The sequence below is a fragment of the Sphingopyxis yananensis genome (assembly GCF_020687785.1).
Taxonomy (GTDB): domain Bacteria; phylum Pseudomonadota; class Alphaproteobacteria; order Sphingomonadales; family Sphingomonadaceae; genus Sphingopyxis; species Sphingopyxis yananensis.
In genome coordinates this window covers 1-24808 of record NZ_JAJEWI010000002.1, presented here as the reverse complement: position 1 = coordinate 24808, position 24808 = coordinate 1, and the positions used below count along the sequence as shown (strand labels likewise).

General features: G+C 58.1%; 24 protein-coding genes. 14 read left to right on the top strand and 10 right to left on the bottom strand.

Annotation, left to right across the window (positions count from 1 at the left end):
* Positions 1-64: 64 nt before the first annotated feature.
* From LKO31_RS01505 to LKO31_RS01495, 3 genes are all read right to left on the bottom strand, one after another.
* Entirely contained in the window at positions 65-724 is a 660-nt protein-coding gene (locus LKO31_RS01505) for a hypothetical protein (RefSeq protein ID WP_227688318.1), read from the bottom strand.
* A 62-nt stretch (positions 725-786) separates the two neighbouring features.
* Positions 787-1203, bottom strand: a complete 417-nt coding sequence (locus LKO31_RS01500; RefSeq protein ID WP_227688347.1) for a CoA-binding protein — start codon at positions 1201-1203, stop codon at positions 787-789.
* A gap of 99 nt (positions 1204-1302) precedes the next feature.
* Complete coding sequence (locus tag LKO31_RS01495; protein ID WP_407699229.1) at positions 1303-2325, bottom strand: Mrp/NBP35 family ATP-binding protein; 1023 nt, start codon at positions 2323-2325, stop codon at positions 1303-1305.
* A gap of 125 nt (positions 2326-2450) precedes the next feature.
* On the opposite strand from LKO31_RS01495, the gene hflK reads away from it, so the two are divergent.
* The 5 genes from hflK to LKO31_RS01470 all read left to right on the top strand — a co-directional run bounded on the left by hflK (position 2451) and on the right by LKO31_RS01470 (position 9297).
* Positions 2451-3572 (top strand): protease modulator HflK, encoded by a 1122-nt coding sequence (hflK, locus tag LKO31_RS01490; RefSeq protein WP_227688317.1) that lies wholly within the window; start codon positions 2451-2453, stop codon positions 3570-3572.
* The gene (gene hflC / locus LKO31_RS01485) at positions 3572-4420 is read left to right on the top strand and encodes a protease modulator HflC (protein WP_227688316.1); all 849 of its coding nucleotides are present in this window, start codon (positions 3572-3574) and stop codon (positions 4418-4420) included. Before hflK ends, hflC begins: the two co-directional genes overlap by 1 nt.
* Positions 4421-4597: 177 nt before the next feature.
* Entirely contained in the window at positions 4598-6094 is a 1497-nt protein-coding gene (locus LKO31_RS01480) for a trypsin-like peptidase domain-containing protein (protein WP_227688315.1), read from the top strand.
* A 137-nt stretch (positions 6095-6231) separates the two neighbouring features.
* Positions 6232-7812, top strand: coding sequence for a helicase HerA-like domain-containing protein (locus tag LKO31_RS01475; protein ID WP_407699231.1), 1581 nt, complete (start codon positions 6232-6234; stop codon positions 7810-7812).
* A gap of 198 nt (positions 7813-8010) precedes the next feature.
* Positions 8011-9297: a cytochrome P450 gene (locus tag LKO31_RS01470; protein WP_227688313.1), complete on the top strand. Its 1287-nt coding sequence runs from the start codon at positions 8011-8013 to the stop codon at positions 9295-9297.
* Positions 9298-9391: 94 nt separating this feature from the next.
* Here LKO31_RS01470 and LKO31_RS01465 read toward each other — a convergent pair whose 3' ends face one another.
* The 3 genes from LKO31_RS01465 to queF all read right to left on the bottom strand — a co-directional run bounded on the left by LKO31_RS01465 (position 9392) and on the right by queF (position 10748).
* Positions 9392-9691, bottom strand: a complete 300-nt coding sequence (locus LKO31_RS01465) for a putative quinol monooxygenase (RefSeq protein ID WP_227688312.1) — start codon at positions 9689-9691, stop codon at positions 9392-9394.
* Positions 9692-9774: 83 nt separating this feature from the next.
* A complete protein-coding gene (locus LKO31_RS01460; RefSeq protein WP_227688311.1) occupies positions 9775-10188 on the bottom strand; it encodes an acyl-CoA thioesterase in 414 nt (137 codons plus the stop codon).
* Between the two features lie 89 nt (positions 10189-10277).
* Positions 10278-10748: a preQ(1) synthase gene (gene queF / locus LKO31_RS01455; RefSeq protein WP_227688310.1), complete on the bottom strand. Its 471-nt coding sequence runs from the start codon at positions 10746-10748 to the stop codon at positions 10278-10280.
* A gap of 190 nt (positions 10749-10938) precedes the next feature.
* Between queF and LKO31_RS01450 the strand changes: the two genes are divergently transcribed.
* From LKO31_RS01450 to LKO31_RS01435, 4 genes are all read left to right on the top strand, one after another.
* Positions 10939-12612, top strand: coding sequence for a hypothetical protein (locus tag LKO31_RS01450; protein WP_407699228.1), 1674 nt, complete (start codon positions 10939-10941; stop codon positions 12610-12612).
* Between the two features lie 202 nt (positions 12613-12814).
* Positions 12815-13660, top strand: coding sequence for a 3-mercaptopyruvate sulfurtransferase (gene sseA, locus LKO31_RS01445; protein WP_227688309.1), 846 nt, complete (start codon positions 12815-12817; stop codon positions 13658-13660).
* A gap of 27 nt (positions 13661-13687) precedes the next feature.
* The gene (metC, locus tag LKO31_RS01440; protein ID WP_227688308.1) at positions 13688-14890 is read left to right on the top strand and encodes a cystathionine beta-lyase; all 1203 of its coding nucleotides are present in this window, start codon (positions 13688-13690) and stop codon (positions 14888-14890) included.
* Between the two features lie 7 nt (positions 14891-14897).
* On the top strand, positions 14898-15833 hold the full coding sequence (locus LKO31_RS01435) for a mechanosensitive ion channel family protein (protein WP_227688307.1): 936 nt from the start codon (positions 14898-14900) through the stop codon (positions 15831-15833).
* An 18-nt stretch (positions 15834-15851) separates the two neighbouring features.
* Here the strand turns inward: LKO31_RS01435 and ppa are convergent, their stop codons facing one another.
* Both ppa and LKO31_RS01425 read right to left on the bottom strand, forming a co-directional pair.
* Positions 15852-16388 (bottom strand): inorganic diphosphatase, encoded by a 537-nt coding sequence (ppa, locus tag LKO31_RS01430; protein WP_227688306.1) that lies wholly within the window; start codon positions 16386-16388, stop codon positions 15852-15854.
* Between the two features lie 166 nt (positions 16389-16554).
* On the bottom strand, positions 16555-18543 hold the full coding sequence (locus LKO31_RS01425; protein WP_227688305.1) for a M61 family metallopeptidase: 1989 nt from the start codon (positions 18541-18543) through the stop codon (positions 16555-16557).
* A gap of 135 nt (positions 18544-18678) precedes the next feature.
* On the opposite strand from LKO31_RS01425, the gene hisS reads away from it, so the two are divergent.
* From hisS to LKO31_RS01405, 4 genes are all read left to right on the top strand, one after another.
* A complete protein-coding gene (hisS, locus tag LKO31_RS01420; RefSeq protein WP_227688304.1) occupies positions 18679-19926 on the top strand; it encodes a histidine--tRNA ligase in 1248 nt (415 codons plus the stop codon).
* The gene (gene prfA / locus LKO31_RS01415; protein WP_227688303.1) at positions 19926-20996 is read left to right on the top strand and encodes a peptide chain release factor 1; all 1071 of its coding nucleotides are present in this window, start codon (positions 19926-19928) and stop codon (positions 20994-20996) included. The genes hisS and prfA overlap by 1 nt, the downstream gene beginning before the upstream one ends.
* Positions 20986-21861: a peptide chain release factor N(5)-glutamine methyltransferase gene (gene prmC, locus LKO31_RS01410; protein WP_227688302.1), complete on the top strand. Its 876-nt coding sequence runs from the start codon at positions 20986-20988 to the stop codon at positions 21859-21861. The genes prfA and prmC overlap by 11 nt, the downstream gene beginning before the upstream one ends.
* Before the next feature lie 252 nt (positions 21862-22113).
* Positions 22114-23118 (top strand): DUF4167 domain-containing protein, encoded by a 1005-nt coding sequence (locus LKO31_RS01405; protein ID WP_227688344.1) that lies wholly within the window; start codon positions 22114-22116, stop codon positions 23116-23118.
* A 120-nt stretch (positions 23119-23238) separates the two neighbouring features.
* On the opposite strand, the gene LKO31_RS01400 is transcribed toward LKO31_RS01405, so the two are convergent.
* Positions 23239-23634 (bottom strand): acyl-CoA thioesterase, encoded by a 396-nt coding sequence (locus LKO31_RS01400; protein ID WP_227688301.1) that lies wholly within the window; start codon positions 23632-23634, stop codon positions 23239-23241.
* A 4-nt stretch (positions 23635-23638) separates the two neighbouring features.
* Entirely contained in the window at positions 23639-23956 is a 318-nt protein-coding gene (locus LKO31_RS01395) for a hypothetical protein (protein WP_227688300.1), read from the bottom strand.
* Between the two features lie 121 nt (positions 23957-24077).
* Here LKO31_RS01395 and LKO31_RS01390 point away from each other — a divergent pair, with 121 nt between their 5' ends.
* Positions 24078-24503: a CBS domain-containing protein gene (locus LKO31_RS01390; protein WP_227688299.1), complete on the top strand. Its 426-nt coding sequence runs from the start codon at positions 24078-24080 to the stop codon at positions 24501-24503.
* Positions 24504-24808: the final 305 nt, after the last annotated feature.

Genomic DNA, 24808 nt, shown 5'->3' with positions numbered 1-24808 from the left:
ATATTTGGCCGCTTTCAGCTTATTTCCGTCCACATGGCGTTTGATAAGACAGCCCGTCCCCCAATCACCATCCCCAAGGCGGCGGGGGCGGCGGGGTGATGATGTGACGAAAGTCGAAATATACCCGAAAGTCGCGGTTGGCGCGGCGCAGGCCATAGGTGAAGCCATTGTCATCGATGCGCATATCCCAAATATTGGTCAGCGATGCCGTCATACTATTTTGTTCAAACATCGCCTTGGATTCCGCGTCCAAGGGAAAGCTTTGATGGTCCGGTTGGCCGATATCGGCTGTGTCGCCGCCATAGAGGGTGACGTCGTCATGGCTGCCATCGGCGTGGCGATGGTCATGTTTCAGGCGCAGCCCAGCATCGGTGCGGGTGATGACCCATGTTCGCGAACGGTCCCATTTGCCGTCCGGGCCCAAGCCCGAAATGTGAAAGGGTATTTCGATGCGATCGGCGGTGCAGCGGCGAATATGCATGATCATCATTTTGCCCGCCATATCGGGGTCGGCGGCGGGGTCGCTGATCAATTTTCCCGCAAAGGATTGGCCGCAGCGTTTCGAAATGGCGTCAAAAAACTGGGCTTGCGCGGCGGGCAGCGGGGTAGCAGGTCCGCCAGAGATTCCGCCGGAGATGCTGTCACGGGCGGCCGGTGGTGTGGGGGCATTGGGGCTGGTGGACGGGGTGCAAGCCGACACGGCCAAGGCGCTGATACCCAGCATCGGTGCCCACATCAGGCGGCGTGATAGGATTCGCTGAGCAGCCGAGAGCCAAGCCTGCCCCGTCAAAGACCCAGCTTCCGGATTTCAATCTTGGGACAATGGTCCATGACAACGATTAATCCGGCGGCCTCGGCGCGCTGGGCGGCGGCTTGGTTGATGACGCCGAGCTGCATCCATACGGCCTTGGCCCCATGAACAATGGCTTCGTCCACCGCCGAGCCCGCGTCGTCGCTGTTGCGGAAAATATCCACGATTTCGGCGGGCGGCTCGACATTGGCCAGCGATGCCACCACAGGCACGCCGTCGATGGTTTTGCCCGCATGGCCGGGGTTGACGGCAATGACGTCATGACCCTTGTCGCGCAGAAACAGCATGACTTCATAAGATGCGCGGGCGGGATTGGGGGATGCGCCCACCACGGCAATGCGGCGCTTGACGCTCAGCAATTCGCGGATTTCGGCTGGGTCGTTGATCGCCATGGTGGGTCCTTTATGCGGGTTGTTGCGGGTTACGGCGGGTTTATACGTCATCACCGGCGCAGCGGCGGTTGTTGGGGCCGATGCGCCGTGCATTTTGGGTCAGGCTTTGCGGGCTTGCAACCAATCCGCAACGCGCGCGGCTATGGCGTGAAACGGCTCGCCGCTGGGATCGGTTCCCGCCGCAGGGGGGACGCCACCGTCGCTGGCCAAGCGAATGCCCATCGACAAAGGCACGCGGCCCAAAAAGTCGATACCCATCGCCGCCGATGCTTTTTCCGCGCCGCCGCTGCCGAACGGGTCGCTATGTTCGCCGCAATGCGGACAGGCATAGCCCGCCATATTTTCCACCATGCCGATAATTGGCACATGGGCGCTGTTGAAAAAGCTGATGGCGCGGCTGGCGTCCATCAAGGCCAAATCTTGGGGCGTGGAAACAATCACTGCGCCCACAGGCTTGTGCTTTTGAATCATGGTCAGTTGAATGTCGCCTGTGCCCGGTGGCAGGTCGATGACCAGCGTGTCGACGTCGCCCCATTTGGCGTCGATCAATTGTTCCAAGGCGCGTGACGCCATGGGGCCGCGCCATGCAATGGCTTGACCCGATGCCGCGATCTGACCCGTGGACAGCATGGGCACGCCATAGGCGTTGGGCACGGGCACCAATTTGCCATTTTGCGATTCGGGTTTACGGTCTTCGCTGTCCATCAAACGGGGCTGGGACGGGCCGTAAATATCGGCGTCGACCAAGCCGACCTTTACACCGCGTCGTTGCAGCGCGACGGCCAGATTGGCGGACAAGGTGGATTTGCCCACCCCACCTTTGCCGCTGCCCACCGCGATGATCGTCATCGCCTTGCGTTCGGCGGTCATGGCGATGCGGACCGATGTGACGCCCGCTTGTTCCAGCAAGGCTGTGCGCAGCCGGTCTTCCAAGGGCGCGCGCTCCTCTGCGGCCATGCCGCCGACATCCAGGACCACGGCCAATGTGCCACTGTCGTCCAGCATACGCAGGCCAGAGGTGCGCTGGTCGGAAACGGAGGCCGCAATGGCGGCCAGATTTGCGAGATCGCTACTGTTGGTCATGATGCCCAGATAGGCAGGGCGCGGGCGATTTCCAGCCATTTTCTTGTCTGCCCCCTGTTAATCGTCCACGCCGTCCCTATAAAAGCAGTATGAAGATCAACAGCGATGACAGTATGAAGGCCGGAGGCACAACGGGTTTGCGGAAAATTCTTCATCAAATCAGTATGATGGCTAACAGTCCATGGGGAGACACGCCGAACGGCGGCAAAGATGGCAGTGGTAGCGGCGGCGGCGATAAAGAGCCGCCTGCTGGTCCGCGTAATCCATGGGCAAACCCCAGACCGGAAAATTCTTTTGGCCAAAACCGCCCATCGGGCGTCAGCTCTTTGGAAGAATTGCTGAAAAAGGCGCGCCAAAATGGCGGCGGCGGTGGCGGCGGTTTTGGTGGGTCATCCGGCGGCAACCCGCTGGGCGGCAACCCAAAGCTGGTGAAATATGGCGCCATCGCGTTGGTCGGTGTTTTTGCCTTTTTCTCGATGGTACATATTGTGCCGCCGGAAAAAGAGGGCGTTGTGACCACATTGGGCAGCTATAGCCGCACGGTTGGGCCGGGCGTAAAATTCACGCTGCCCCCGCCGCTGGAACGCATTCGGCTGGAGGATGTGCGCGCCATTCGTACGATGGCGATTGGGTCGCCCAGCGCTACGGATGAGAATTTCGTGCTGACCCGCGACCAAAGCATCGTGGATTTGGCCTATGAAGTGCGCTGGACGGTGAACGACCCCGCTTATTATTTCTTCCAAATCGCCAACCCCGAAGAAACGATTCGGGAAGTGGCCGAAAGCGCGATGCGCGCCACTGTGGCAAATTTTGACTTGGTTCAGGCCATTGGCCCAGGCCGTGTGGAAATTGAATCGCAGGTTCAGCAGCGGATGCAGGACTTACTGAACGAATATCGTGCGGGCGTCACCATTCAGGGTATCGCCATTCGACAGGCTGACCCGCCGAGCCAAGTGGACGAAGCGTTTAAGGAAGTGACGGCATCGCGTCAGGAACGCGAATCCGCCATTAACTTGGCCCGCGCTTATGAACGGCAGGTGTTGGAACGGGCGCGTGGTGATACATCCGCGTTCGACCAAATTTACGAACAATATAAGCTGGCACCGCGTGTGACGCGCCAGCGGCTTTATTATGAAACCATGGAAAATGTCTTGTCGCAGGTTGATAAAACCATTGTCGAGCCGCGCGGCGTGACGCCATATTTGCCATTGAATGAAATTCAGCGCCGCGCTGATCCCGCCGCTGGTTCGGTTCAGGCCGCCCCTGTAGCCAAGGGAGGCCAATAATGCGGAATTTGCTTCAAAATCCTATGCGTCTTATTTTTGCATTGATGGCGATTCTGGTCGTGTTGATGATGACAGTCACCATCATTCCCGAAGACAAACAAGCGGTTATCCTGCGGGTGGGCGAGGTGTATGGCACCAAAAATGCCTATAAGCCGAACGAAAGCTTTGGGAAATCCGGGGCTGGTATCTTAGTCACCATGCCCTTTGCCGACAGCGTGCAATTGATCGACAAGCGCATTTTGGGCGTGAATATGGAACGGCAACAAGTGTTGTCGACCGACCAGCAACGCTTGCAGGTCGATGCCTTTGCCCGTTTCCGCATTAATAATCCGGTGCGTATGTATACCGCCATTCGCACCGAAGAGCGTCTGCAACAACAATTGGCGACCATTTTGGGTTCTTCGCTGCGTAACGAATTGGGCAAGCGGACCTTTGCGACCTTATTGTCGGCGGAACGCGGTGCGGTGATGGACAATATTCAGGTCGCGCTGAACCGCGAAGCCAATAAATATGGCGCGGAAGTGATCGATGTGCGCATCAAGCGCGCCGATCTGCCCGAGGGTGCGACGTTGGAAGCGGCCTATAACCGTATGCGCACCGCCCGCCAGCAAGAGGCGATTTCGATCCGCGCCGAAGGGCAAAAAGAAGCTCAGATTATTCGCGGTGAAGCCGATGGTGAAGCGGCACGCATCTATGCCGCCAGCTTTGGTAAAGATCCGGAATTTTACGATTTTTACCGTGCGATGCAAAGCTATCGTCAGACATTTTTGGGTGCAGATAACAAGGGAGCCACGTCGATTATCTTGTCGCCAGACAATGAATATCTGCGCCGCTTTCGCGGGAATTAAGGGCTGGGGTATCTTGGCCTGATGGACCCAAAAAGGCGGATAGGGACGGACGATAAAACCAGCTCCTATTCGCCTTTTTTTAACAGTGATACTTGTTCAATTACCGTTCATCCGAAGGCCGACAAAATTCATGGTCGAAAAACTTCGGTTTGACGTGAAAGAAAAGGATTAGCGAACGTGCGTTATGTATATGGCATCACTTCTGCATTGCTGGTTGGAGGCACTGCTTTAGCATTGGCCACACAATCGCCGGTCGGCGCGCAAGTTGCGCAAAATGAAAAAAGCGAATTTGCCCGCGTTGTTCCGCGCGCTGGCGCGCCAGAAAGCTTTGCTGATCTGGTCGACCAGTTGCAGCCAGCCGTGGTCAATATTTCGACGAAGCAGGAAGTCACGCTGGGCGTGCGCCTGAATCCCTTTGCCGGCACGCGTGAACCGATCACGCAGGAACAGCAAGGTGGCGGTTCGGGATTTTTGATTTCCGACGACGGTTATATCGTCACCAACAACCATGTGATTTCTGGCGGCCCGCGCGGTGAGGCTGTGAATGAAGTGACGGTTATTTTGACCAATCGCCAAGAATATCGCGCGAAAATTGTGGGCCGTGATGCGGCATCCGACTTGGCCGTTCTGAAAATTGACGCCAAGGGCCTGCCCTTTGTGAAATTCGCCGACAGCAACAAAGCGCGCGTGGGCGATTGGGTGGTGGCCATCGGCAACCCCTTGGGGCTGGGTTCAACGGTGACGGCCGGTATTATTTCGGCGGTTCAGCGGAATATTGGTCAGGGCGGCGCTTATGACCGTTATATCCAGACCGACACCGCGATTAACCGTGGTAACTCCGGCGGTCCCTTGTTCGACTTGGCGGGCAATGTGGTGGGCATTAACAATATGCTGATCTCGCCTGTTGGGGCCAATATTGGCGTGAACTTTGCGATTCCGGCCGACGCCGCCATTCCGGTGATCAACGCTTTGCGTTCGGGTGAGCGCCCGCAGCGCGGCTATTTGGGTATCGGTATTGCGCCAGTTAGCGAAGATATGGCCTCGGCCTTGGGTCTAGCCAAGAATCGCGGTGAAATTGTTCAGCGCGTCGAAGACGGCGGCGCGGCCGCCAAGGCTGGACTGAAGCGCGGTGACGTGGTGGTCAAGGTAGCCGACCGCGAAGTCACGCCGCAGCAAACGCTGTCCTATATTGTGTCGAACACTAAGCCGGGAACGCGCATCCCCGTGGATATCATTCGTGATGGCAAGGAAATGCGCGTGACGGCAGTGGTCGCGACCCGCCCACCCGAGGAAGAACTGGCTGGCGCGAGCTTTGACCCCGAAGCCGAAGGCAATTTGCCGGATGACGCCGAAGGCGCAGCTGACAAGACGGTTCAGGACCGTTTGGGTATGGCCGTTCAGCCGCTGACTGCTGCCATTGCCCGTTCGCTGGGCGTTGATGCCAACAGCAAGGGCGTGGTGATTGCGGCGGTGGCCGCCAACAGCGATGCGGGCCGCAAGGGTCTGCGGCGCGGCGACGTGATTTTGACCGCCAACCGCGTGTCGGTAACCAGCGCCGATGCGCTGGCCAGCGTGGTCAATGACGCCCGCAAGGCCAATCGCGATGCCGTGGCGCTGGAAATATTGCGTCGTGGTCAACAGCCAGCCTTTATTGCCATTCGCTTGAAAAATTAATCAGCCCTGCTGCTGATGGAATAGGGGCGCCGCGACCAGATGGTTCGGCGCCCTTTTTCATGCGCTTGATTTCCCAATCGGGGGATTTAGGGTTGCGGGGAGTTTGAACAAAGAAGGATCGCCGAATGACCGAGGCTGTGGGCACTGAAATTTATATCGGCCTGGGCGGCGGCGGAGCGGCGGATGGCGCGCGCCAATCATTGGTTCTGAAGCGGGCCAATCGCCACGGCTTGATTGCGGGCGCAACGGGCACCGGTAAAACGGTGACGCTGCAAGGCATCGCGGAAAGCTTCTCTGCAGTGGGCGTGCCGGTGTTCGTGGCCGATGTGAAGGGCGATATTGCAGGCATGGCCATGCCGGGCAGCCCCACCGCAAAAACGCATGAAGCCTTTTCCACACGCGCCGCACAAATTGGCGACAGCACATGGGCTTACCGCGATAATCCCGTGGTCTTCTGGGACTTGTTTGGCGAACAAGGCCACCCCATTCGGACCACCATTTCCGAAATGGGACCGTTATTGTTGGCGCGGCTGATGGGCTTGAACGAAGTGCAAGAAGGCGTGCTTAACATCGCCTTTCGGGTTGCGGACGAGCAAAATCTGCTGTTGCTCGACATGAGCGATTTGCAAGCCATGCTGGCATGGTGCGCAGAAAATGCCAGCGACCTCAGCAGTAAATATGGCAACGTCACGAAACAGACGGTGGGGGCCATTCAGCGGCAATTGCTGACGCTGGATGCCCAAGGCGGCCAGAATTTCTTTGGCGAACCGGCGCTGGATATTCACGACATGATCCAGTGCGACGAAAATGGGCGCGGCTATGTGAATATTTTGGCGGCGGACAAGCTGATGTCCAGCCCCAAATTATATGCGACCTTCTTGCTGTGGTTATTGTCGGAGATTTTTGAAACCTTGCCCGAAGTGGGTGATCCGGATAAGCCGAAATTCGTCTTCTTCTTTGACGAAGCGCATTTGTTATTCGACGATGCGCCCGCTGCTTTGGTGGACAAAATCGAACAGGTTGTCCGCCTGATCCGGTCCAAGGGTGTCGGTGTATATTTTGTCACGCAAAACCCGATCGACGTGCCCGATACGGTGGCGGGGCAATTGGGCAACCGCGTGCAACATGCGCTGCGCGCCTTTACCCCGCGTGATCAGAAAGCGGTGAAAGCGGCGGCGGATACGTTCCGACCCAACCCTGCCGTGGATGTGGTGCGCGAAATCACCGAGTTAAAGGTTGGGGAAGCTCTTGTATCGCTGTTGATGAGCGATGGTGCGCCATCGCCTGTTGAGCGGACCTTGATTAAAGCCCCTTGTTCGCGGGCGGGGCCGTTGACCCCCAAGGAACGGGCAATCATTCAATCTGTGTCGCCCATTTCGGGCAAATATGACGAGCGTATCAACCGCGAAAGCGCGGAAGAATTACTGGCTGCCAAGGCCGAGCAAGCGCAGGCCGCCGCCGTAGAGGCCGAGGCGCAGAAAGAAGCGGACAAACAAGCCGCCATCGCCGCCAAAGAAGAGGCCAAGCGCAAAGCCGCCGATGAGCGGGAGCGTTTGCGGCTGGAAAAAGTGGCCGCGCGCGAAGCGGCCAAACCCAGCTTTACGGAAAAAATGGTGCAGTCGGCGGCGCGCAGCGCGGCCACCAATATTGGGCGTCAAATGGGCGGGAAATTGGGTGGTCAATTGCTACGCGGCTTGCTGGGGGGGCTGTTCAAATAGGGGGTGATTCGCGGTTCAAGCATGATGCTTTGGGACGCCGCTGGGGCTGGCAACGTCCAGTCCCAGAACAATTTTTTTCGAGTGTGGCGACTCTAAAATTTTGATTTATTGGACGTTCGTATAATGGTTGCAAAACGATACTGACCAATTTGTCAGTACAGGCTGGACAAGCGATTATAATCGCGCAATCCTGCGGACATGACAGAAAATATCTTACCTGGAGAGGTAGCCGCCGCCGTCGTTGATCCCAAATCCTATGGGGCTTGGGACGGGCTTCATGAACAATTGACATGGGCACGGACGAACGCGCCGTTGGCCGTGGCTGAGCATGCGGATTATGACCCATTTTGGCTGGTCACCAAACATGCCGATGTCATGGCCATCAGCCGCGACCCGCAACGATTTGCCAGCGGCATTCGGCCCACCACCTTGACGAACAAAGATGGCGAAAAATTGGCCCGTGCCGCCACGCCCAATAATGATGGCCATGTCATTCGGTCCTTGGTGCAAATGGATGCGCCGGACCATATGAAATATCGCTTGCTGACGCAGGCGTGGTTCATGCCCAAAAATCTGCGGATTGTCGAAGATCGCATCCGCCAAATTGCGCGGGAATCCGTCGATAAAATGTTGGCGATGGGCAATGAATGCGACTTTGCGCGGGACGTTGCCGCCCCTTATCCTTTGCATGTGGTGATGGATATTTTGGGCGTGCCGCCAGAAGACGAACCGCGCATGTTGATGCTGACGCAGCAATTGTTCGGATCGACCGACCCAGAATTGAACCGCAGCCAAAGCGAGGTGAAAGACGCCGAGCAAATTATTGCGATGATCAATTATGTCGTCGCCGATTTTGAAAATTATTTCAAAGTGCTGACGGAAGACCGCCGCGCCAACCCGCGCGAGGATATTGCCACCGTGATTGCCAATGCGACGATTGATGGCGGCCAGATTCCCGACCGGGAATTGGCCGGATATTATATGATTATCGCGACAGCGGGCCATGACACCACCAGTGCGTCGACCGCCAGTGCGATTATGGAATTGGCCAAAAATCCTAGCTTGTTTGAACGCTATCGCGCTGCGGAAACGGACAAGTCGGGCTTGATCGAAGAGGCCATTCGTTGGGCCACGCCGGTTCAGCATTTCATGCGCAGCGCCAAGGAAGATGTGGAAATTGGCGGCCAGAAAATTCGCGCTGGCGACTGGCTGATGCTGAATTATGTGTCCGCCAATCGCGACGAAGATGTGTTTGAAGACCCCTTCACCTTTAATCCTGATCGCGTGAAGAATCAGCAAATTGCCTTTGGCTTTGGGGCGCATGTTTGCTTGGGTCAGCATTTGGCGCGCATGGAGATGCGCATTTTCATGGAAGAATTGCTGCCTCGGATCAAAAAGCTGGAATTGGCGGGCGATCCGGCGCGGGTCGAAAGCGTGTTTGTGGGCGGATTAAAGCGGCTGCCCATTCGCTTTGAAGCGGCCTGAGGTCAGGCCGCCGCTTGTTCTGATCGGATGCGGCGGGGCAGGGCATATGCTGCTTTGCCCCGCTGTGTTTAACGGACCCGTGGTGCCGGTCCAGTCAACAGGGGCGGGGATTGCCCGCCTGATACAGGGTTAAGCTGCGGTCGCTAAGGCCCAGTTGCGGCCATTGCGCTCGCCAAGCCATGATATGCGGTGATGCCATATGGGCGTCGAGCGCGGCTTGATCGGTCCAAAGTTCCGATACGTGGATCAGATGCGGGTCCCGCACATCCTGCGCATAGCTATAATATAAGCAGCCCCTTTCGGCGCGGCTAGCGTCGATCATCGCGGCCATGGCGGGCAGGGCCGGTTCTAGCTGCGCCGATGCCATGCGAAATGTGCCGGTAATAAGCAGCATATGGTCCCCTTGGCGGCGGTGTGCGCCGCTTGGATGTGGTCGAATGTCTGAAAGTGGATACGCCCGCGCTAGGGGATGATCGCTTAATCGGCTTTGTCGGTTGGGAAAAAGCGAGCGATGACGTCGCTGGCCAAGCGTGCGGGGCGCAGGGTTTCGGCGTCAATGCAGCACCAACTGGACTTTACTTCGGCCAGCACGTCTTCGCCGCGTTTGATGATGGTTTCATAAAAGGCGCGCGCGCCCTGTACTTTTTCCAAAATGACGGTGGCGATCACCTGATCATCGAGAAAGGCAGGGCGGCGATAGGTGATTTCATGTTTCAGCGCGACCCACAGATGTTCGGCCACCGCATCGGGCGGGGCAATGGCGCGCCAGTGGCCCAGCACCGCGTCCTGAACCCAGCTTAGATAATGGGCATTGTTGACATGGCCCATAAAATCAATGGCATCAGGGCCAACGGTTAAACTATGGTCGTGTGGAAGAGCGGCGTTTTTCATAACGCTGACAATAATGTCAGTTTAATGTTACGCAAAGATGAAAACGCCGCTCTGGTCCTAAATTCAGTCAGTCTGGGTAGGCGGCGATGTTAGCCGCGACCGCGATAGGGGGCAACGCCTTGATCGGGCAGCCATAAATCGGCAGGGGGGGCGCTGGATTGCCAGAAAACGTCAATCGGAATGCCGCCGCGCGGATACCAATAGCCGCCAATCCTCAGCCATTTTGGCTGCATTTCATCGAATAAGCGGCGGCCAATGCCCACCGTGCAATCTTCGTGAAAGCCCGCATGGTTGCGGAAGCTGCCCAAAAACAGCTTGAGGCTTTTCGATTCGACGATCGTATCGTCGGGGGCATAGTCGATGACGATATGCGCGAAATCAGGTTGTCCGGTGACGGGGCACAGGGAAGTGAATTCCGGCGCGGCAAAGCGGATCAGATAGGTCTCGCCCTTGCGGGGGTTGGGGACATAATCCAAAATTGCCGCTTCGGGCGCGGCAGGCAGTTCACTGGACTGGCCCAGATGTTTCGGGGCCAATGGGGGATGGCTGGATGTGTTCATTAAATCCGTCTAGTGCCGCAAGGCAGCCTTGTCATCTGCATCATCATCCTCTCTATCATATGGACCGTGCAAATGGTCCGATGGATGATAGCAAAAGCATGGCGGCGCGGATCATGATATGGCGCCGGGCGTTGCCCCATGGCGGGACGTTGGGCCGGATATGATACCGATAGGATCAAGGATAGGTTGAGTGACAGGCATGACAATGGCACGGCAAGCGGCGGCAGCCTTGGTAATCGGGACCGCGATGCTTGTGGGCGGTGCAGCGGCGCAAAGCAGCGGCACGGCAGCCCCGCGCGGCTTGGATTTTCGCTTGCCACCGGCCGATGATGACCGCGACAGCAAAGTTCAAGGTCCGTCCGACAATGGCCTGCCGCCCCGACAGGAAAGCCCGCGCCCCGTGCCCAAGGCCGCGCCCAAGGCCGAGCCTGTTCAGCCACCGCGAATAGCTGCGCCGACCACGGCCGCGCCCAAGGCGGTAACGCCGCCCCCCAAAGCCGTGACGCCCGCACCCAAAGCGGCAACGCCTGCACCCAAGGCTGCACCCAAGATTGCACCGGCGGTTCCCAAAATGAGCGCGCCTGTGGCGCCGCCAACCGTAGCGCCAACCGTCACAACGCCCGCTCTGCCGCCGCAAACGGAGCCTGCACCGCAAAGCAGCGCTGATGGACTGACCGAAAGCGAGGCGGTCACCACCACCGCGCCAATGGATGCTGCAAGCAGCGTGGACGACAGCGCCTTTTTGCCAGCCGAACCCGTGGCTGAAAATGTATCGCAGCAAACGGACGAAGCCAGTTCGGGGGACAGCGATTCGCCTTGGTGGGCGTGGCCGCTCGCGGGGCTGGTCGCCTTGATTGCGGCGGTCCTTTATTGGCGGCGGCAGACGGCGCTGGGACCCGAAGATTATCTGGAAATTGCGCAAAGCCAAGCGCAACGCCCTGTTCTGCCAGCGGGCAAGCCGCAGGGGCAGGGAACGGCACCGGCACCGGCACAGGGGCAAATGCCCCCGCCCGTCCCGCGTCCCGCCGCCCCACGTCCTGCCGCCCAGCCTCAGCCTGCACCCCCTGTGCGGTCAGCGTCGCCCTTGGCATCCGATGCCATGACCAATCACGCGCCTGTGGGCGGACCATCGGGCGCATCGGTGCCGCTGCCTAGGCCCGCTCCGCTGACCACGCCCGCCTCCGCGCCGCAGGCCCGTGTGCAATCGCCAGCGCGGCCCGCCCCTGCGCCGGTGTCCGCCCCTCGGCCTGCCGCGCAACCCGCGCCTGTGCCAGCCGGCGTCGTCCCTGCTTGGACGAATTTGGACGAATATGTCAGCGCCGGATCCATGGTGCGCCGCCCAAACGAGGAGGCTCGCGCCAATGTGGATATGGATGTGACGGTGCGCTCCATTCGGATAGAGGTGGATCATATCGCCGTGGGATTTACCCTGACGCTGAGCAATGGCGGGGCGCGGGACGCCACCGGCCTGATGGTGCGAATTGCTTTGGGCCAAGGTAGCGCGATGCACGAAGGCGTGTTGGGCCGTTTCTATGATGGCGCAGGTGGCAGCATCTTGCGCGATGACATGGCGTTGGCAGCGGGACGCAGCGAGCAGCTGAGTAGCGAAGTCAAATTGCCGCGCACTGCCATTGAACCGATGATCTTGGCCGGCAAGCCTTTGCTGGTGCCCGTATTGGCCGCTGATGTGACCTATCATTGGGATGGCGACAGCGATGCCTTTGGCCAAATTGCGGCGGCCTATGTGTTGGGCCGTGCGGCGGTCGGCGGCACCGAAAAATTGGCACCGATTCCCTTGGATCGTGCCCCGCTGGCTGTCGATCGACCGGGTGCGCGGGCAACCGAAGTGACGCGCCGACAATAAAAATTTCCTAATTTATTGGGGTGAAGCCCTTGCTTTTGCCCCAGCTTTTTTGCTGCGTTGCAGCATGGAACTTTCTGCACAGCTAGGTGCTTGAAAAAGGGCGCACTGAGGCATAGGCTAATCGTCTGCCCCGAAAGGAAACGCCACATCAAGATGGCTGGCGGGAGGACTGTGCCCTTGCGGGCTGCAACAGGAGCAAGAAATGGACGCCTTGGTCACAACAGACTGGCTGGAACGCGAATTGGGTGCTTCAGATCTGCGTATCGTCGATGCGACGAAGTTCATGGCGGACAGCGACCGCGATGCACGCGCAGAATATGAAGCCGGACATGTGCCGGGCGCTGTATTTATGGATTTGGGGGAATTGACGGACCCCAACAGTTCATTGGACAATATGGCTCCGCCGCCTGAAAAATTTGCCAGCCGGATGCAATCGCTGGGTTTGGGCGATGGCAGCCGCATTGTGTTGTATGACGACAGCCCGCTGAACAGCGCGGCGCGCGCATGGTGGTTGCTGAAATTATTCGGCGCGCATGACGTGGCGTTGTTGGACGGCGGCTTGGCCAAATGGAAGTCCGAAGGCCGTCCGCTGGAAATGGGCAAGCAAACGCTGCGTCATCGCCATTTCACCGTATGGCGCGACGCCAAGGCTGTGCGTACCAAGGATCAGATGCTGGCCAATGTCGACAGCGGCGCAGAACAAGTGGCGGATGCCCGCCCTGCCGCCCGCTTTACGGGCGAAGAACGCGACCCGCGCCCCGGCATGGCCCCCGGCCATATTCCGGCATCGCGCAGCCTGCCGCACAAGCAATTGCTGAACGACGATGGCACGTGGAAACAGGGCGATGCCTTGAAAGCGGCCTTTGTGGATGCGGGCATCGATTTGGACCGTCCGCTCATTACCACATGCGGCAGCGGCATGACCGCATCGGTTCTGGCTTTTGGCGCACATTTGCTGGGCAAAGACGATGTGGCTGTTTATGACGGCAGCTGGAATGAATGGGGCGCGGACCCTGCCACGCCAAAGGCGACCGGCTCCGCAGCCTGAACGGCTGGCTAGGAAAGAGATTAAGCAGTGGCGGATAATGGGAATGCAAAGCCTGTGGGGTCCGCCACAGCGGTTGTACAAGGTGGCCGGCGCAGCGAATGGACGGGCGACCCGCGTTTGGGCGGCAGCATCGTCAACCCGCCGGTGTGGCGGGCGTCGACCATCCTTTATGATAATGTCGCGGACCTGAAAACGCGGGGGCACGCCACCCATGATAAATTATATTATGGTCGGCGCGGCACCCCCACGATTTGGGCCTTGGCCGATGCACTGACGCAGTTGGAAGCAGGGGCCGAGGGGACCTTGTTGTACCCGTCGGGCGTGGCGGCGATTTCGTCGGCGTTATTGGCGCTGTTGTCACCCGGTGACCATTTGCTGATGGTCGACAGCGCCTATGAGCCCACGCGCAGCTTTTGCAATGGCTTGTTGGCCCGCATGGGCGTGGAAACCACTTATTACGACCCTTTGGTTGGCGCGGATATTGCGGCGCTAATCCGACCGGAAACACGGCTGATTTTTCTGGAATCGCCGGGCAGTCTGACCTTTGAGGTTCAGGATATTCCGGCCATTACCGCTGTGGCCCGCGAACGCGGCATATGGACGATCTTGGACAATAGCTGGGCGACACCATTGTTGCTGCCCGCGCTGGAATTGGGTGTGGACATCAGCATGATGAGCCTGACCAAATATGTCGGCGGGCATAGCGATGCGTTGATGGGCAGCTTGACCGCCAACAAAGCATTATGGCCGAAATTGCGCCACGCCACCTATCAATTGGGGCAATCGGTGTCGGCGGATGATTGCGCGTTGATGCTGCGGGGGCTGCGGACGCTGGATGTGCGGTTGGAACGGCATGGCAAAAATGCGCTGACCATCGCCCGCTGGCTGCAAGGGCGGCCTGAAGTCGCCAAGGTTTTGCACCCTGCTTTGCCGACGGATGCGGGCCATGCCCTGTGGAGCCGTGATTTTAAGGGCGCGAGCGGCCTGTTTAGCATTTTGTTGAAAGACACGGATGATGCGGGCCGTGCGCGCTTTGTCGATGCGCTGCGTCATTTTGGTATTGGATTTAGCTGGGGCGGCTATGAAAGTTTGGCGGTGCCCAGCGACCCCGCGGGCATCCGCACGGCGACCAAATGGGACAGCGCGCATCCGTTGGTGCGCTTGTCCATCGGGTTGGAAGACCCGCAGGATTTGATCGACGATCTGGAACAAGCCCTTCGGCAGATTTGACGCAGTGATGAAAACGCCCGAACCCGTTCATCTTGGTATCACCCGCACCATAGAGACGCTGAAAGCCATTGGTTTGGACATTGGGTCCAACTTTGTGTCGCTATATGGCGTGATTACAGGCCTGTTGCTGGCGGCGCTGTTGTTCATTTTGTTCAAAATGGCAATGCGCAGCACGCGCTGGTTGCTGCGCCGCAATCATCAATTGGATGAAGCGCAGTGTTTGCTGACGGAAAAGCTGATTGGCATATCGCTGGGCGGCTTTGCTTTGCTGCTCGGCATTGATGTGCTGGGCATTGATTTGACCGCGCTGGCCTTTTTCTCGGGTGCTTTGGGCTTGGCCATTGGTTTTGGTCTGCAAAAGACTGTCGGCAATTTGATTGCGGGCATTATTTTGCTGATGGATCGGTCGATTAAGCCGGGCGATGTGATTGTGGTCGGCGATGGCAGCGTGATGGGTGGCGGCAGCCTGCCCGGCGGGTTACCCAATGTCGGGCGGGTCGCCAAAATTGGCGTTCGCGCTGTCAATGTCATCACGCGGGACGGAAAAAAACATCTGATTCCCAACGAATTGCTGATGACTCAGCCTGTTGAAAATTGGAGCTATGCCAGCCGCGAAGTGCGGGTGCGGATGCAGATTCCGGTGCCTTATGAATGTGATTTGCGCAGCGCGCAGGCGATCATCAAACAGGCGGCCATGGATAATGCCCGTATTTTGCCGGACCCCGAACCGATGGTGTGGATTACCGCCTTTGGCCCGCGCGCGGTGGACCATGAACTGCGATATTGGATTGCCGACCCTGAAGCGGGGCTTGGGAATATTCAGGGCGAAGTATTTATGGAGATTTGGGACCGCTTTCAGCAAGCGGGCATTGTCATCCCCTATCCACGGCAGGATGTGCTGATAAAAAAGGCGCCGGATACGGACCCGACGCCTTCTTCTTAAATGGGTGCTAGCTTGTGCTTAGGCTTCGTTGGCGTGGAAACGCTCGACGCCTTCGCGAATCAATTGCTTGGCTTCTTCGACATCGCCCCAACCTTCGATCTTGGCCCATTTGCCGGGTTCCAGATCTTTATAGTGGGTGAAGAAATGCTCAATTTGTTGTAGCAGGATCGGGGGAAGATCCTGATAATTGGCAACATTGGCATAATAAGGGAAGGTCTTGTTGACGGGCACGCACAGCAGCTTTTCGTCGCCGCCGCCATCGTCTTCCATCTTCAAAACGCCAACGGGGCGGCACTTCACAACCGCGCCAGCGATGATTGGCGAACGGGCAACCACCAAGGCGTCCAGCGGGTCGCCATCATTGCCCAGCGTGTGCGGAATAAAGCCATAGTTGGCGGGATAGCGCATGGGGGTGTGCAGGAAGCGGTCGACGAACAGAGCGCCCGAATCCTTGTCAAATTCATATTTCACCGGCTCGCCGCCGATGGGAACCTCGATCAGCACATTCAGGCTGTCTGGCACATTGTCGCCAGCAGGGATGAGGTCGATACGCATGGGGGAGTATCCTTTTTTGCTTCGATTCGTGGGCGTCCTTAGCCGCCCCAGCGCGCAAAAGTCGAGCAGCGAAACGGCGCATGGCCATGAAATGGGCCAGCGTGAGGGTTTCACCGCCGGTTTTGGGTGCGCAGAGCGGGGTCAGGCGGAACTGCGTGCGGTTTGGCTAGATGGGACGGCGGGCGGCGAACAGGCGGTCAAACCAATCCGGCCCCGGGGTGATTTTTTCCAAATGCGGCCAGCGCAGCCCGCCATGATAGGGGATGCTGACGTCGCGGAAACGGCCACCCCGTTCGACCATCAGGCGAATGGGCGTTTTGCCGTCAGCGGCTTTGCGCACCGCATTTTCCAACCGTTCACGGCTATAGGCCATGCCATCGACCGCCAAAATCTTGGTGCCATTCACCATGTCGGCGCGAAAAGCGGGGCCGTTCCACAGCACGCTGGACACCATCGCATGCCGGTCGACCACCAAACCAAGGCTGTGGGTCAAATCGGCATTGCGGGCGCTTATCATGCGGTCGCGGTCATAGATATTGGGGGTGTCGTGCCACGCCAGTTGATATCCGGCCAAGGCAAAGCCTGATAGGGGCGCCGGCAAGCCGGACTTTTGCATTTGGTCGCGCAGGAAGCTGTCCCAATCATAAGGGTGAACGGCCTGAAGCGCGGCGACAACATCGGCGATGTCATAGGTGGATTGGCCATAATCGCCGTCGCGGGCGGCAAAGAAGATTTTGGCGAAATCATCCAGCGATTTCTTATTCTTGCTTTGGGTGCGGATCAGCATATCGGCGCTCAGCCACATCAGCGAGCCTTCGTTATAATAATCCTCGGCTCGGGTCATGCTGGCAAAGCTGCGCTGTTTGCGTGCGGCCATGACAGGGTCCAGTGTGGTGTCTTCGACGCTGCGCCATGCGCGGCCCGGTTGGGCGTCGAAATAAGCGGCTTGTGATGCCCATTCGGCCAGCACCATCGACTTGCTTTGCATGCCCGACCGTGCGGCCAGAACCAAGTCCCAGAAACTGGTTTGGCCTTCGTAAACCCACAGCAAATTGCCCTGCATCGGGGTACGGAAATCGGGCGTCCATAATTTGGCGGGACGGCGATATTTTCCGTTCCAGCTATGGACAAATTCGTGGGGCAGCAGGCCGCGCTGGCTTTCATTATTGTCCCAGCGGGTGAAATAATCCTGTGGTCGGCTGTTTTCGCTGCTGCGGTGATGTTCCAGACCAATGCCGCCCAATTCTTCGGTGAGCGCCAATAAAAATTCATAACGGTCAAAGGGGCGGCTGCCGAACAAAGCGATGCTTTCCGCCACCAACGCTGCGTGACGAGCGATATGGTCGGGGGTGGCGGCCAAATATTGTTCTTCGTCCGCCACGACATTCAGCGCGACATTTTGGCCCAAATCCCATTTGCGAAAGAATCGGCCCGCAAACATCGGGCTGTCGACCAAGGATTCATAGCTGGTGACGCCATAGCTGTATCGGTTGCCGCTGACCTTTAATCCATCAATCGCGGCCACGCCGGTCCAGCCTGCGGGCAAAGTGACGTCCAATTGCACGGGGATTTGGCGCGTGAAATATCCGGCAGGGTAAAAGCTGAGCTGTTCCCATTGCAGATTCATCATGGCGGGGGTGGCGACCACCCGTCCCTCGCTGCTGCGGGTGGGGGACAGGAACATGAATTCAATATCAATGGCCTTGGCGTCGGCCGGCACATCGACATCAAAGGCGTAAACATTGGTGGGTTGGCGCGTCCATGTCAGCCGTTTGCCGCCAAGGCTGGCCTGAAACCCTGCAATGTCGGCAATGGCGCCGCGCGGGGCATGTTTGCCGGGCAGCCATTGCGGATAGAGCAGTGTCACCGTGCCGCCGCTGCTGGACACGGGTATGGTCTGACGAATCTTGAAAATACCGCGATCTGGGTCGCTGGCATCGACGCGCAGCAATATGGTGCCGACATAGGGTTTGTCTTCGGGAACCGCGATGCTGGCAGGATCGGCGGTGATGCTCGGCTGGCTGAGGCCTTGGGGCTGGGCGGTGCTGGCGATGGGCGCAGCGACCAGTGCCAGCGCCAACGACAGGCGCAGCGAAACAGGGAGGCGCGAAGCGAGCGCATCGCGCCGCGCAGCGGACAAAGAAGGCGTCATCATGGCCCGCTTTGTGCCGCCAAATGACCGAAGGGTCCAGCAGCGGTGGAAAAAAGCCATGATTTTTGCCAAAATCATAACGCGGAGCCTGTCGGCGTGGCTTTTGTTTTCGTGAAAATGCGATTAGACGCAGCCTTTATGAGCAAGGATAAAAGCGCAAAGATTGCGACCCCGCAGCCCGTTCGCGGCACCCAAGATATGCTTGGCGATTTTGCCGATCGTTTCGCCTATGTGGTCGACGCATTTGAACGGGTGCGTCGCCTTTATGGCTTTAAGCGCGTCGAAGTGCCGGTGATTGAACCGACCGCGGTTTTTGCCCGCAGCCTGGGCGAAACCACCGATGTGGTGTCCAAGGAAATGTATAGCTTTGATGATCGCGGCGGCGAATCCATCACCTTGCGTCCAGAATTTACGGCCGGAATCAGCCGCGCTTTCATCAGCAATGGTTGGCAACAATATGCCCCGCTGAAGGTAGCGACCCATGGCCCGCTGTTCCGCTATGAACGTCCGCAAAAGGGCCGCTATCGCCAATTCCACCAAGTCGACGCCGAAGTGTTGGGCAGCGACAGCCCATTGATGGACACGGAATTGCTGGTCTTTGCCGACCATCTGCTGCGCGAATTGGGCGTGTCGGACGGCGTGACGCTGAACCTCAATACGTTGGGGGATGCGGACAGCCGCGATGCTTGGCGCGCTGCGCTGGTCGAGCATTTCCAAGCGCATCGGGGCGACCTGAGCGAAGATAGTTTGGTGCGTCTGGACAAAAATCCGATGCGGATTTTGGACAGCAAGGACCCCAAGGACCGCCCAATTGCGGATAGCGCGCCCGACATTGACGCTTATTTGACCAACGAAGCGCAAGATTTCTTTGCCGCCGTCACCGCCGGATTGGATGCGGCTGGCGTGGCGTGGAAACGCGATGCGCGCTTGGTGCGCGGGCTGGATTATTACCGCCACACCGCCTTTGAATTTATCACCGATCGTTTGGGCGCACAGGGCACCGTTTTGGGTGGTGGCCGCTATGACGGCTTGATTGAAAATCTGGGCGGCCCCGCCACACCAGCGGTTGGCTGGGCAGCGGGTATCGAGCGTTTGGCGATGCTGGTGGATGCCGAACGGATCGATAATCGTATCGATGCTGTCATTGCGCTGGAAGACGACGCCGCGCTGGCTCAGGCTCAGCAGGCCATGGCTTTGCTGCGGGCTGAAGGCATTTCGGTGGAAATGGTTGCGAATGGATCGCCGCGCAAGCGCTATGACAAGGCCGCGAAAATTCCGGCCCATGCGTTAATCAGCATCGGAATGCGCGATGGGGCCTTGAACCGCAATGTGCGCGGCGACAATGAAACCGCCAAGCGCGTTGACGCGATACTCCAAGATATCTGATGGCGCAGGTTTCCGAGCGCCAGATTGACGCGATCATCGAACGCCATGCGGCGCTGCAAGCGCGCATGGCGACGGGCGATATGTCGCCTGCCGATTTTGTCGCGGCGTCCAAGGAATTTGCTGAACTGGAACCGGTGGCCATAGCGGCGCGGGAATTGGTGCGGCTGCGCGGCGAATTACTTGCGCTGAACGACATGCTGGCCGATCCCGACATGAAGGAAATGGCCGAGGAAGAATTGGCGGCTGTTGAGGCGGCGCTGCCCGTCGCGGAACATGATTTGGCGATCAAGCTGCTGCCCAAGGATGTGGCGGATGAACGCGCCGCCATGCTGGAAATTCGCGCTGGCACAGGCGGCGATGAAGCGGCTTTGTTCGCGGGCGATTTGCTACGCATGTACAGTCGCTTTGCCGACACCCAAGGGTGGAAAGTCGAAATCATATCCGCCAATGAAGCGGAGGTCGGCGGCTATAAGGAAGTGGTGGCTTCTGTCGCCGGCCAAGGCGTGTTCGCCAAGCTGAAGTTTGAAAGCGGCGTTCACCGCGTTCAGCGTGTGCCTGTCACCGAAAGCAGTGGCCGCATTCACACCAGCGCCGCCACCGTCGCGGTGTTGCCGGAAGCCGAAGAAGTCGATGTCGCAATTAACGACAGCGATTTGAAAATCGACATTTACCGCGCCAGCGGTGCAGGCGGTCAGCACGTCAACACCACCGACAGCGCCATTCGCATCACCCATATTCCCACCGGCTTGGTGGTGATTCAGCAAGACCAGCGCAGCCAGCACAAGAATCGCGCCAAGGCGATGCAGGTTTTGCGGGCGCGTCTTTATGATTTGGAACGCGAAAAGATTCACAGCGCCGAAGCATCGGCCCGCAAATCGATGGTCGGGTCGGGAGATCGGTCGGAACGCATCCGCACCTATAATTTTCCACAAGGCCGTGTGACGGACCATCGCATCAACTTGACGCTGCACCGCTTGCCCGAAATATTGGAAGGGCAGATGGACGAATTGTTGGGCGCATTGATCGCTGAAGATCAGGCGCAGCGACTGGCGGGCCTGAGTGACCAATAAGACCGTTCCGGTTGTGCCGTCTTTTCCCGATGATGTGCGGGCGGCGATACGCGCGGCGGCGCAGTTGTTGGAGCATGTGTCCGACAGCGCGCGCTTGGATGCGGAATATCTGATGGCTCATGCTTTGGGTGTCGAGCGGGACCGCTTGTTGCTGGACCCGACACGCTATCAAACGCCCAATGATTATGCCGCTTTCATCCAGCGGCGATTGGCGCAGGAACCAGCGGCCTATATCGTCGGCTATCGCGACTTTTGGACGTTGCGCTTGGCGGTGGGTCCGGGGGTGTTGATTCCGCGCCCCGACAGCGAAACCTTGATCGAGGCTATGCTGGGGGCATGCGATGATGTGCAGGCGCCGCTGCGGGTGTTGGATCTTGGCACTGGGCCGGGGACATTGTTGCTCGCGGCGCTCAGTGAATTACCTTCGGCCACGGGCTTGGGGGTGGATGCCAGCGCGGCGGCGTTGGAATTTGCACGGCGCAATGCGGATGCAGCCGGATTGAGCAGACGCACGGATTTCCGTCTTGGGGATTGGGGCGCTGGTATCGACACGCAATTTGATATCATTTTATGCAATCCGCCCTATATTGGCGATGATGAAATTTTGCAGGCCGATGTGGCGGATTATGAACCACGAGATGCCTTATTTGCCGGGCCGGATGGCTTGGACGATTATCGCCGCTTGATACCGCAATTCGATGATTTATTGGCCGATAATGGAATGGCCTTGTTGGAAATTGGGTATACACAGGCCAAGGTGGTTGGCGATCTGGCCGAAAAAGCTGGCTTTTCGGCGCGTTGTTTTGCCGATTTGGCAGGGCGCGACCGCGCGCTTATGTTAAAACGAATTGCTAGTTCGGAATAAAAAATTTCTTGGTTTCGCGTGAAAATCGCGGTAGGGGCGGGTTACAGGCTGTTCGGTACGTCTTTGATGATGCGTTGACATCGCACGGGCCCGACAGTTCTGATTTCCAAATATCGGATCGCGCAAACTGGTTTGTGCGGACATATGAAGGGAAAAACCACGCAAAACGGCGTGGGCATCGCGCATGATGGACGCGCGATCGGCCATTAGGGGTTGGCATTAAGCTTATTCGACAGGATGTCTCAGTTGAACATGAACAACCGGCAGAACAATAACGGTCGCCGTCGCGGCCGTAATAACAATAGCAACAACAGTCGCCCGCAGTCCGGTGGACGCGGTGTCGATCAGGCCAATCGTATCGACAGCCGCGCGCGTGGTAACGCTGCCCAGATGATCGAGAAATATCGCAACTTGGCACGCGACGCGCAATTGGCTGGCGACCGGGTTCAAACCGAATATTATCTGCAATTTGCGGATCATTATTTCCGCGTCCTGAGCGATTTTCGTGCCCGTCAAGACGAACGCGCAGCGCAGAACGGATATGATCGTCAACAAGATCGCCAGCGTGAGATTCGTGGCGTTGAGGATTTTGACGGTCACGACGACAGCGATTTGGATGGTGACAGCGATCAGCGCGCACCGTCCGCCGAGCAGGATGGCGATGACAGCCGCGAATCGCGTGGCCAGCGCGAACCGCGCGAATATCGCGACAATCGCGAATCGCGCGGCCAACGCGATTACCGCGATGGGCGTTCGCCTCGCGGAGATCGTGAATCCCGTGACAATCGTGAACCGCGCGAAGCACGTGATTATGGCCGTGATCAGCGTGACGAACAGGCCGGTCGGGAGGCTCGCGATACGCGTGATACCCGTGACACCCGCGATGATGATGCCGCCCGTTCGCCGCGCCCTACACGCGCTCGTTCGGTCCGCCGTGATCGCAGCGACGAGCAGCCCGCTGTTACGCCGGTGGATGGTGGGGACGCGGTTCCTGCTGCTGCCAGCGCGCCTGCCAGCGATGCTGCGACGAGCGAAGAGGCCGTTGCACCGCGCCGCCGTACTGTGCGCCGCCCGCGTGTAGAAGAATCGCTCAGCATCGATAGCGCCGCTTTGCCGCCCGCCATTGGCCGCACAGACCGTAGCAGTGACGACGATGCGGTCCCGGCTGAAAAGCCAGTGCCCGCATTAAAACCGCGTCGCCCGCGTCGCACCGCAGCAGCCCCTGAAGCAGGCGCGGATGTTGAGGTTGCGGAATAAACAGCGGCCCATCGGGGTCTGACGATATAAAAAAGCCCTCCTGCCGATATGGCCGGAGGGCTTTTTTATATTTGCTATTTGTGCCTGTTGAATAAGGCGCCTGAACTTGGGCATCGAGCCTTAAGCGTCAGGTAGGGCGCGGGGGCGGTGGTGTTCGTCCAATGCGACAAAGGTGAATAGTCCTTCGGTCACGCGCTGTTGGGTGCGGTTGCCGTCGCGGGTTGCAATCACTTTGATACGAATACCCATCGATGTGCGGCCACGCTTTTCCAGATGGGCATAAACCGAAATAATATCCCCCAATAAAATGGGCGAAATAAATTCCATCGTTTCAATTGCCACCGTGGCGACAGCGCCTTTGGCGACATCGCCGGCAACAATACCACCAGCGATATCCATCTGGCTGAGCACCCAGCCGCCAAAGATGTGACCATTTGAGTTAATGTCGGCAGGGCGCGGCACTACGCGCAGCACGGGGGAGGCGTCAGGCTCGGACGGGGATTGGGGAGAGGCCATGATTTTAGTTTTCTTTGTGATTGTGAGGGTTGGGGTGATCATCACCCAAAGGGTCAATGACCGAATCATCATGACCGCTGCCACTGGACAAGAATACCAAGCCCATCAAGGCGGCGCCCAATAATACGGACAGGCCGACACCGGCGGCGGTGGCAATGATCATATGGATGGTGAGGCTATCCCCCATCTCCCATGATAGCCAACTTAACGCGGCGATCACCGCGACGGCGGATATGATGGACATACCGATCATTAAACGCCGATATCGAGCCCATGCGCGCTGCGACGCTGTGCCATTCTTGGGATGGGGGGATTTGCTCATGACATCCTATATGGACGATAGGATGCAGCAGGCCAAGGTTGAAGCGTCAAATTGCCCCTCTTCGGCTTTTGGATTTTTCGTGATAGCCTCTGTGTCTCAGCTGATAGGGAGAAGGTGCGGCATGACGATTGCGTCCATCTTGCAGGGTCGAACACAGACGATTATCTCCGGCAATCCGACGGATACGGTCCAAATGGCCGTAGATGTTCTGGCACAGCATCGCATTGGTGCCATACCGATTGTTGATCAGGGCAGGGTTGTCGGCATTTTTTCAGAGCGCGATTTTGTGCGGCTGATATCATCCTATGGGCCGGAGGCACTGAACCGACCATTGAATGAGGTGATGACTCAATCGCCCGTCAGTGCCGAACCGCAATTGCCCATCATGGCGGCCCTGTCGTTAATGACGCAAAAGCGCATTCGACATTTGCCGGTGGTAGATGCCAATGCGTTGATCGGTTTCATATCCATTGGCGATCTGGTGAAATATCGCATCGACAAAATCGAATCTGAAGCCGCTGCTATGCGGGAGTATATCGCGTCTTAAGCGTTTTCAGCGTGGATTTCGTGAATATGGAACAAAGCCGCCGCATCAAGGGCGGCTTTGTTTGTTTTATGCCTCTGAGAATCGGCTTGGATTCAGCTTTTTATGATGGAGTCGGGGTGAAAACTCCAATTCACCCTCCTGAATTCCACTTATGCTCCTCTCGATCTTCGCAGTTCCTGCAAAATTATCAGCACCGTCGGTTGCTCGGGAAAATGGTGTTGAAAGCGCTGTAATTGGCGGGATGTGAGGATGTTATGTTTTTGTAGCGGAGGGATTTTTTGTGACAATCGCAACAAAAGTGAAAA

Coding starts and splice junctions, on each gene's coding strand:
- LKO31_RS01495 (WP_407699229.1), bottom strand. CDS start 2,325: ATGGCTGGAAATCGCCCGCGCCCTGCCTATCTGGGCATCATGACCAAC.
- LKO31_RS01390 (WP_227688299.1), top strand. CDS start 24,078: ATGACGATTGCGTCCATCTTGCAGGGTCGAACACAGACGATTATCTCC.
- LKO31_RS01500 (WP_227688347.1), bottom strand. CDS start 1,203: ATGGCGATCAACGACCCAGCCGAAATCCGCGAATTGCTGAGCGTCAAG.
- LKO31_RS01395 (WP_227688300.1), bottom strand. CDS start 23,956: ATGAGCAAATCCCCCCATCCCAAGAATGGCACAGCGTCGCAGCGCGCA.
- LKO31_RS01425 (WP_227688305.1), bottom strand. CDS start 18,543: ATGATGACGCCTTCTTTGTCCGCTGCGCGGCGCGATGCGCTCGCTTCG.
- prfA (WP_227688303.1), top strand. CDS start 19,926: ATGGCGCAGGTTTCCGAGCGCCAGATTGACGCGATCATCGAACGCCAT.
- queF (WP_227688310.1), bottom strand. CDS start 10,748: ATGAACACATCCAGCCATCCCCCATTGGCCCCGAAACATCTGGGCCAG.
- ppa (WP_227688306.1), bottom strand. CDS start 16,388: ATGCGTATCGACCTCATCCCTGCTGGCGACAATGTGCCAGACAGCCTG.
- LKO31_RS01460 (WP_227688311.1), bottom strand. CDS start 10,188: ATGAAAAACGCCGCTCTTCCACACGACCATAGTTTAACCGTTGGCCCT.
- LKO31_RS01400 (WP_227688301.1), bottom strand. CDS start 23,634: ATGGCCTCTCCCCAATCCCCGTCCGAGCCTGACGCCTCCCCCGTGCTG.
- LKO31_RS01470 (WP_227688313.1), top strand. CDS start 8,011: ATGACAGAAAATATCTTACCTGGAGAGGTAGCCGCCGCCGTCGTTGAT.
- hisS (WP_227688304.1), top strand. CDS start 18,679: ATGAGCAAGGATAAAAGCGCAAAGATTGCGACCCCGCAGCCCGTTCGC.
- sseA (WP_227688309.1), top strand. CDS start 12,815: ATGGACGCCTTGGTCACAACAGACTGGCTGGAACGCGAATTGGGTGCT.
- hflK (WP_227688317.1), top strand. CDS start 2,451: ATGATGGCTAACAGTCCATGGGGAGACACGCCGAACGGCGGCAAAGAT.
- hflC (WP_227688316.1), top strand. CDS start 3,572: ATGCGGAATTTGCTTCAAAATCCTATGCGTCTTATTTTTGCATTGATG.
- LKO31_RS01465 (WP_227688312.1), bottom strand. CDS start 9,691: ATGCTGCTTATTACCGGCACATTTCGCATGGCATCGGCGCAGCTAGAA.
- LKO31_RS01435 (WP_227688307.1), top strand. CDS start 14,898: ATGAAAACGCCCGAACCCGTTCATCTTGGTATCACCCGCACCATAGAG.
- LKO31_RS01505 (WP_227688318.1), bottom strand. CDS start 724: ATGCTGGGTATCAGCGCCTTGGCCGTGTCGGCTTGCACCCCGTCCACC.
- LKO31_RS01405 (WP_227688344.1), top strand. CDS start 22,114: ATGAACAACCGGCAGAACAATAACGGTCGCCGTCGCGGCCGTAATAAC.